At 70.9% G+C, this 8160-nt stretch carries 7 protein-coding genes; 2 read left to right on the forward strand and 5 right to left on the reverse strand.

The features are described from left to right. Positions 1 to 50 precede the first annotated feature (50 nt). From JNK12_07385 to JNK12_07395, 3 genes are read right to left on the reverse strand one after another with little or no spacing between them, the layout of a single operon-like run. Positions 51 to 1556: a DUF2079 domain-containing protein gene (locus JNK12_07385; GenBank protein MBL8775735.1), complete on the reverse strand. Its 1506-nt coding sequence runs from the start codon at positions 1554 to 1556 to the stop codon at positions 51 to 53. Then, positions 1553 to 2257 carry an SOS response-associated peptidase gene (locus JNK12_07390; GenBank protein ID MBL8775736.1) on the reverse strand — a complete coding sequence of 235 codons (705 nt, stop codon included), beginning with the start codon at positions 2255 to 2257 and terminating at the stop codon, positions 1553 to 1555. Before JNK12_07390 ends, JNK12_07385 begins: the two co-directional genes overlap by 4 nt. A 10-nt stretch (positions 2258 to 2267) precedes the next feature. Further along, the gene (locus JNK12_07395; protein ID MBL8775737.1) at positions 2268 to 3776 is read right to left on the reverse strand and encodes a sulfatase; all 1509 of its coding nucleotides are present in this window, start codon (positions 3774 to 3776) and stop codon (positions 2268 to 2270) included. A gap of 98 nt (positions 3777 to 3874) precedes the next feature. Between JNK12_07395 and JNK12_07400 the strand changes: the two genes are divergently transcribed. Then, positions 3875 to 6103 (forward strand): CocE/NonD family hydrolase, encoded by a 2229-nt coding sequence (locus tag JNK12_07400; GenBank protein MBL8775738.1) that lies wholly within the window; start codon positions 3875 to 3877, stop codon positions 6101 to 6103. A gap of 135 nt (positions 6104 to 6238) precedes the next feature. Here JNK12_07400 and JNK12_07405 read toward each other — a convergent pair whose 3' ends face one another. Further along, a complete protein-coding gene (locus tag JNK12_07405) occupies positions 6239 to 6670 on the reverse strand; it encodes a hypothetical protein (protein ID MBL8775739.1) in 432 nt (143 codons plus the stop codon). A 28-nt stretch (positions 6671 to 6698) separates the two neighbouring features. Beyond that, the gene (locus tag JNK12_07410; GenBank protein ID MBL8775740.1) at positions 6699 to 7052 is read right to left on the reverse strand and encodes a DUF2510 domain-containing protein; all 354 of its coding nucleotides are present in this window, start codon (positions 7050 to 7052) and stop codon (positions 6699 to 6701) included. A gap of 257 nt (positions 7053 to 7309) precedes the next feature. On the opposite strand from JNK12_07410, the gene JNK12_07415 reads away from it, so the two are divergent. Beyond that, positions 7310 to 8095 carry an Ltp family lipoprotein gene (locus tag JNK12_07415; protein MBL8775741.1) on the forward strand — a complete coding sequence of 262 codons (786 nt, stop codon included), beginning with the start codon at positions 7310 to 7312 and terminating at the stop codon, positions 8093 to 8095. The last annotated feature ends 65 nt before the right edge of the window (positions 8096 to 8160 follow it).

The raw sequence follows: 8160 nt of genomic DNA on the forward strand, positions 1-8160 counted from the left end.
CTCGCCGAACCGCTGAGTTCTGCCGTCGACGGGGCCGCACGCCGACCCTGCTACCCCCGGTGGTAGACGACGATGCCCTCGCGGTTGAAGGTCCGGGTGAAGCCGAGGCTCACCATCCCCTCGTGGAACGAGCGCCGGTCGTCGTCGTCCCACTCGATCTCGGCCTGCTCGTCGAGCACCACGACGTCCACGTCGTCGGCCGCGGCCCGCCGCACGTGGGGGTGCGCCACCTGGTCCAGCTCGTAGAGCCAGCGCCGCTCGGCCAGGAGCGGCAGGAGCGCCGGGGAGGCCCGCACCGAGTCCCCGTCGTCGATCATCTCGACCGCGGCGAGACGGGCGGCGTCGGCAGCGTCGCGCCGTCCGAGGTCCCACGGCTCGCGGTAGGGCGACGTGGCGGAGTCCCGTATGAAGAAGATGATCGCGGCCAGCGCCAGGGCCCCCAGCACGCGCCGATCGACGCGGACACGGTCGATGGTCCGGGTGCCGATCCGGCTGAGGGCCATGGCCGTGGCGAGGAAGATGAACGCGGTGATGGCGACGTTCTGCTCGACCCGGGGCTCCCGCAACTCGCTCGCGTTCGCCACGAGGTACAGCACCTCGAGCGGCAGGGCCGGCAGCAGGTAGCGGGGCGCGAGCACGGGGAGGAACAGCACGGGCGCGAGGAGGAGCACGACGATGGTGAAGTTCTCCTCGGCGGTGACGTCGCCCAGCACCGTGAACGGATGGGCGAGCATGCCGCCCGCCACCCCCAGCGGTGACGAGCCGTACGCCGCGAACGCGCTCTCGTGCACGAACGAGCCATCGGCGTAGTACGGCTGCACCGCGAACAGGGCGACCAGCACCCAGACGAGCCCGAACGCGGCGGTGAGCGCGCCCGCTCGGCGCTTGCCCTCGAGGGCCAGCAGTCCACCGAGGCCGGCGACCACCAGAGCGAAATCGGCCCGACACAAGACGATGAGCACCACGCACACGGCGAACAGGCGCCACCGTTCGGTGAGGCCGTACAGCGAGGCGGCGAGGAGCAGGGGCAGCGCGAGCGCGGCCAGGTGGAAGTCGGCCTGGTTGACGTTGTGGAGCGCGGGATAGAGGCCGTAGGCCACGAGCAGCGTGGCCGCGGCACCGGCGCGCAGTCGGGCCACCCGCCGAGCGAGGCGCCACAACGGCACCACACCGAGCGCCAGGGCGGCGGACTGCACCAGGAGCAGGACGGGCACCGGGGGCAGCAGCCGGGTCAACCAGGCCAGCGGGTAGAACACGAACCCGGCCTGGTCCGCCAGCAGGTGGGCACCGGTGATGGTGACATAGGGCGGATCGCCCTGGTTGACCAGCCACGCCCCCTGGAGGTAGCTGGCCAGGTCGGCGCCGCCGTCGAGCGAACGCGCCCGCCCGAGGGCGAGCGCGCCGAGGAGCACGAACAGCAGCAGCGCGGCCCCCCACGGGACGAAGCGGTCCGCCGACTCGCTGTCGAGTCGCGCCTGCCACCGCAGCGCGAGGTTGTCGAGCCTCTTGCGCAGTGAGGGTGACCGCGACGCCGTCGTCGTACGCGTCGCGGTCACGACGGGGTGTCGTCCTCGAGGGTGATCTCGTCGATGAGGTGCGGTCCACCGTTGCGCACGTTGTTGACCTCGGTGCTCACGGGGCGCAGCGTGATCAGCTCGGACGGCGCCGGCACGAGGAACGTGGCGAGCAGGTCGAGATCGCTCACCTCGCGGTCGAGCCAGGCGTCCCAGGTGTCGGGAGCGAGCAGCATGGGCATCCGATCGTGGATGGCGGCCATCTTCTCGTTCGCCGGCCCCGTGATGATGGTGACGCTGGGGAAGGCCGGGCCTTCGCGGTCGGGTCCCCGCCAGATCTCCCACAGGCCCGCGAAGGCCATGGGCTCCCCGTCGGTCCGTTGGATGTAGTACGGCTGCTTGTGCTTGTGGCCGGCCCGCTTCTGCCACTCGTAGAACCCGTCCGCGGGGACGATGCACCGCCGCTTCTGGAACGGCCGCTTGAACGCGCTCTTCTCGGCCAGGGTCTCGACCCTCGCGTTGATCATGCGGTTGCCGATCTTCACGTCCTTCGCCCAGAAGGGCACGAGCCCCCAGTGCACGGGCTCGAGCCGGCGGATGCCACCGGCCTCGAGGACGGTGGGGACGTCGGTGGTCGGCGCCACGTTCCAGTTGGGCTCGACGAGGGTCTCCGAGGTCTCCTCCACCCCGAAGTACTGCGCGATCTGGTCGGGTGGCGTGGCGGAGACGAAGCGGCCGCACATCGCCGCAACGCTACTGCGATGCGGCGAAGCGAGGTTCCCGGCAGGTGTCGCCCTCGCAGCCGCGGAGCTCCTCGAGGAGGTCCGCGAGCTCGCGCTGGAGCGCGGCGTAGGCGGGGTCGCCGGCCCGGTTGTCGAGCTGCGCCGGGTCGGCGTTGAGGTCGTAGAGCTCGCGTCCGCCACGGTCGTACTCGACGTACGTGTAGCCCGGCACGCGAACGCCTTCCCAGTGCGGGATCGTCGCCCCCTGGTCCCCCCGCTCGGCCCCGTTCTGCAGGTAGATGGCACGGTCGTCGTCCGGCGGCGTCGCGTCCGACGCGAGCCCGAGGAGCGACTGGCCGTCCATGACGAGACTGCCGGACACCCCGGCGAGCTCCAGGATGGTCGGGGCCAGATCGATGTTGGACGTGAGCTGCGGTGCCGTCGCCCCGGCGGGGAAACCGGGACCCCGCACGAGGAGCGGCACCCGGATGGCCTCCTCGTAGGGGAGCGTCTTGGCGTCCCGGAACCGGTGCTCGCCCTGGAGGTAGCCGTTGTCCGACGTGAACATGATCACGGTGTCGTCGAGCTCACCGGTCCGCTCGAGTGCGTCGACGATGCGAGCGACGGCCTCGTCGACCGCGAGCAGCGACTCGAGCGCTCGCTGGTAGTGCGCCTGGGCGATCACCTCGGTGACGGGCAGGAAGCGGCCGTTGAGCTGCACGAAGAGGGGCTTGTCCGACACGTCCTCCTCGTTGAACGCAGGCACCTGTTCGGCGGTCCACCACTCCTGCTCGTACACCCCGCGGTGGCGGGGAGCGGGCACCGCCTGGAGATCGGGGTCGTCGCTGTTCTCGGGCTCGGCGACGTGGGGGGCGAGGGTCCAGAAGTTCAAGAAGAAGGGCTTGTCGCCTTCGGCCAGCTGCTCGATCTCGGCGACGGCGCGATCGGCCATGACATCGGTCTGGTAGTCCTCGGGATCGTTGCCGAACTCGCGGAGGACACCGCCGTCGTTGACCGTGTAGCCGTAGTAGTGGAACGTGGTCGGGTCGATGGTGGAGAACCAGCGGTCCCATCCGGGCGGCACCTCGGTGCGCTCGCGGACCCCGTAGCGGTACAGGTAGTGGCCCACGAAGTCGGTGGCATAGCCCGCACGCTGGAGCCACACCGCCAGGGTGTTGCGGTTGTCGAGCGAGTAGTAGCCGCCGTTGGGGCCGATGTTGTCGGTGACCCCGTGGTTGAAGGCGTACTGGCCCGTGAGGAAGGTGGTCCGCGACGGACAGCACAACGGGAAGCTGGTGACGAAGTTCGAGAACGTCGTCCCCTGGTCACCCAGGAGCTCGTTCGTCCGGTCCATCACCCGCATCTGCTCGACGGTCTGGTCGTCGGTCATGATCACGACGACGTTGGGCGCGTCGTCCCGGGCCTGGGGGACGGTGGTGAGGGCGCGTTCGACCTCGGGCTCGCTGCCGCAGGCCACCACCACGAGGGCGAGGCACGCGGCGCAGGCGACGAGGGCGGCGAACCGGGACGAGAGGCGCACGGAAGGCACGAAGATAGCGGCGCCCCGCGTCAGCGAGTCGTCACACGCCACGAGGGGGACCGCACGAACGGCCACGCCCGCCGTGGGAAACTGAGGCCATGGACGAGGGCACCGGCGCCGACGGCGACACCGATCTCACGCTTCAGCCCGGAGTGGAGACCCTCACGATCACGGGCGCACGCCCGGGAGCGCACCTCGAGGTGCTCACCGCGGCCGGCCAGCCGGTCGTGACGGTGGTGGCCGACCCTGCGGGGAACGCCCACGTGTCGTTCGTGCCGGCGACCCCGACCGTGGTGGCCACCCTGGACGACCTCGTCGCCGCGGTCGGCAACGGCGACGTGCTGGCCCCCGGGGACTACGTCGTGCGCGACCACACCGCGTCGCCGCCTCGGGCGCACGGTCCCGTACGGGTGCTCGCGGTCGACGACCATCCCGATCCCGCGACCTACGAGCAGGACCTCGCCGAGGGCTTCGGGTACCTCCGCACCCGCGACGGAACGCTCCTGTCGGCCATGGTGCGCTTCCCCGACGAGGGCCTGTACGGGTCAGCCCCCTGGCCCACCGTCGTCGAGTACTCCGGCTACGGGCCGTCCAACCCGGCGATGATGTCGCCGGGCTCGCTCCTGGCCAACCTCCTCGGCTTCGCCACGGTCGGCGTCAACATGCGGGGCACGGGGTGCTCGGGCGGAGTCTTCGACGTCTTCAGCCCCGCCCAGGCCGCCGACGGCTACGACGTCATCGAGACGGTCGCCCGCCAGTCGTGGGTGCGCCACGGACGACCGGGGATGGTCGGGCTCAGCTACCCGGGCATCTCCCAGCTGTTCGTGGCCGCCACAGCCCCGCCCAGCCTCGCCGCCATCACTCCCCTGTCGGTCATCGACGACCTGTGGCGCCAGCAGTGGCCGGGCGGCACCTACAACTCGGGGTTCACCCGTGCGTGGCTGGCCCAACGCGACGCCGAGACGAAGGTGGGGGGCATGGCCTGGGACCAGGCCCGCATCGACGCCGGCGACGAGGTGGCCGCGGCCAACCAGTCCATCCGCTCGCTCACCCTCGACTTCGAGCGCTTCGGGCGGGCGGCTCGCGACTTCCGCCCCGCACTGGGTGCCCGCCGCGCCGCCGACCTCGTCCCCCGCATCGAGGTGCCCGTGTTCCTGTCGGGCTCCTGGCAGGACGAGCAGACGGGCAGCCGCTTCGCGCTGATGCTCGAGCGCTTCCAGGCCTCGCCCCACGTCGTGTTCACCCTCTTCAACGGTCACCACCCGGACGGCTTCAGCCCGATGATGGCCACCCGGTGGTTCGAGTTCCTGTCGTTCCACGTGGCCCGGCAGGTGCCGGTGGTCCCCGACCTCGTCCGCGCCGTGGCCCCGGCGGCGTTCGCGGAGCACTTCGGCTACACGGCCGAGCTCGAGGCGGACCGCTTCGCCCACCTCGTCGACGACTACCCCACCGCCCTGGCCCGTTACCGGGCCGAGCCGCCCGTCCGGGTGCTGTTCGAGAGCGGCACGGTCGCCGACGTGCCCGGTGCACCGGGGCACCGCTACGAGGTGCAGCTCGCCACCTTCCCGCCGCCGGACGCCGTCGCCCGACGGTGGTGGCTCGCGCCCGGCGCCACCCTCGCGGACATCGCCCCCGATGTCGAAGGCGCCGACCGCTACCTGGACGACCTCGAGGCAGGTGCGTCCTGCTACGCGCTGACCGAGCGCTTCGACGACTTCCTCCAGCCCAGCGTCCCCATCGAGTGGACCCGCTTCGCCGACGAGTGCACGGCATCGTACGAGACCGCGCCGCTCGGCGAGGCACTCACGGTGATGGGCCAGGGCCACGTCGATCTCTGGCTGTGCCCCGGCACCGCGGACACGTCGGTGCAGGCGACCCTCACGGAGGTGCGCCCCGACGGCCACGAGCTGCGGGTCCAGTCCGGCTGGCACCGCCCCGTGCACCGTGAGGAGGACCCCGAGCGCTCCGACCACCTGCGGGTGGACTACACGTTCGCTCCCGAACACCGCGACGACCTGGTGCCCGGCGAGTGGGTGCGGTTCCGCATCCCCTTCATGCCCGTGGCCCACGTCTTCCGGGCCGGCTCGCGGGTGCGGCTCTCGCTGTCGACGCCGGGACGGGACCAGCCCTTCTGGTGCTTCGACAATCCGGTCGAGGCCGGGGCCAGCCATCTCGTCGGGCGAGGCGGCGCCCACGCCTCGGCCCTCGTGCTGCCGGCGTGGTCCGGCGTCGACCACCCCGAGGACCTGCCCCCCGCCAACGCCGTCCGCGGGCAACCCGCCCGCACCGCGCTCTCGCTCCGCAACGTCGACGCCTGGACGAACTGACCGACGGGGTCCTCCGGGGCGCGGCCATCGCGGCCGGTTTCAAAGACGGATCGACGGCGCATACCGCTGTCGATCCGTCAAGGAACCTGGATGCAGCGCCTGTTTCAGAGCGCCAGGCGCGCTCAGGCGGAGCGCTCAGGCGGGCGCCGCTGCGGGACGGGTCGTGAAGGCCGTCTCCCACTCGGTGCTGGTCTGATCGTCGATCCACAGCTTCCAGACGAGGCGCTGGCCGGTCGGGAAGGGCACCGCCCCGAGGTTCACCGCGAGCGCCAGGTCGATGGGGGTGCCGTCGGGGGTGCCCGCCGGGCGGCCGACCTCGAAGTCGCCGCCCACACCTAGGGGCTGTGCCCCTGACGGCCCGGCCAGCATCACCTGGCGACCGTCGGCGTCGATGAGCTCCATGCGCCATTGGTGGCGGCGATTGGTCTGGTCCCAGGGCACCTCGATCTTGAGGGCGATGGCGAAGTTCGTGGGCCCCGGCCCCGTCACCGACCAGCCGCCACCGAGGACGTAGAGCTTGTTGTCGATCGCCTGGGCCGCGTCGGCCAGGAGCATGGTGACTCGCACAGGTCCAGGCTACGAGGCCGGGCCTCGCTCAGGCGGGTGGCGTCGGCGGCGGATCGGGCAGCGGCGCCGGGTCCGCGGTCTGCTGGCCACCGGCGAGCACCACGTCTGCGGTCCACCTGCTGCCGTCCCACCATCGCTGGGCGAAGCGCCCCGTCGGGTCGGCGTACCAACGGCCCTGGACCGAGGACGCCGTCCCGGCCGCGGTCGGCGGACCGGTGCGGACGGTGGTGGTGCCCACCGCGCCGGGCACGGTCATGACCGCCGGCGGTGGCGGCGGCCGGCGGCTGTTCGAGGTGACCACCCAGGCGATGAGGATCACCGGCGCCACGGCGAGCACCAGGACCAGCATGATGATCAACAGCTCGGGGGCTCCGACGTTCACGCCCCCAGGCTAGATGGGCGCCGGCCACCCCTGCCTTTGTTTGGAAGGCGCATCTCCGGGGGTTGTCCGCTTTGCCCTTTGGACCGTCCCGCCTTGAGATCACCTCATGGGGCCGATGTACACGCATGTCTAGCGAGCCACGCTGTACGTTGCGGTCCGATTGGTGGGCGGTGGTCACACGCACGCTGTATGGCGCTTGTGATGGCAGACGTCCATCACCCGCGCATCTCGCGGGAACGGCGACGGGAGATAGTGCGATGGCGGATCAATCAGGCGGACCGGACTGGGAGCATGGCTCGGACGGAAAGTGGTACGCGCCCGGTGTCTTGAGTGGTGCCGGTTGGTGGCGTGCCAATGACGACCGCTGGTACCGACCCGAGCAAGCACCACAGCAGGTACCTCAGACCCTGCACGCCTCTGCGCAGCCCGGCGTTCTCTCAGGGCCTTCAGGAGCTGAAGGTTCGGGCTGGAAGAAGCAGTACGCATCGCTTCCGGTGTGGGCCTGGGCGATCATCGGCGGATTCGTCGCGTTCGTGCTGGTCGTGGGCCTGGCTGGCGCCGCCACGAAAGACGACGAATCGGCCGTTGCGGCGAAGCCGACCACGACCGAGGCTCCCCCCACCACCGACGCGCCCACAACCGACGCCCCACCAACGACGGCCGCTCCGACCACGACGGCGGCGCCGACTACGACGGCGGCGCCCACCACGACCGTGCCGCCTGAGACGGTCAGCCAGAGCAACGCTCGCCAGAAAGCAGCGGACTACCTCGAGTTCACCGCGTTCTCGCGCACTGGCTTGATCGACCAGCTCGCCTTCGAAGGTTTCAGTGAGGCCGACGCCACCTACGGCGTGGACGCTCTGAACGTCGATTGGAACGAGCAAGCTGCACTGAAGGCGGCGGACTATCTCGAGTTCTCGTCCTTCTCACGAAGTGGACTAGTCGACCAGCTCATCTTCGAGGGTTTGGGACTGCCGCGAGTGCGGTTGACGGTGGTTGTGAGTGATCATGCCGCGTCTGCGGCTGGGGTGTCGGTGGTGTGAGGGGCGAAGGCGAGCTCGTACTCGACGGGGGTGAGCTTGCCGAGGCCGCGTTGGCGGCGCCGCCG

Source organism: Acidimicrobiales bacterium (genome assembly GCA_016794585.1).
GTDB lineage: Bacteria > Actinomycetota > Acidimicrobiia > Acidimicrobiales > DATDAH01 > JAEUJM01.

What these genes read in the sequence shown, in the direction of transcription:
- JNK12_07415 (MBL8775741.1), top strand. Translation starts at nt 7,310, where the DNA reads ATGGCGGATCAATCAGGCGGACCGGACTGGGAGCATGGCTCGGACGGA.
- JNK12_07390 (MBL8775736.1), bottom strand. Translation starts at nt 2,257, where the DNA reads ATGTGCGGCCGCTTCGTCTCCGCCACGCCACCCGACCAGATCGCGCAG.
- JNK12_07400 (MBL8775738.1), top strand. Translation starts at nt 3,875, where the DNA reads ATGGACGAGGGCACCGGCGCCGACGGCGACACCGATCTCACGCTTCAG.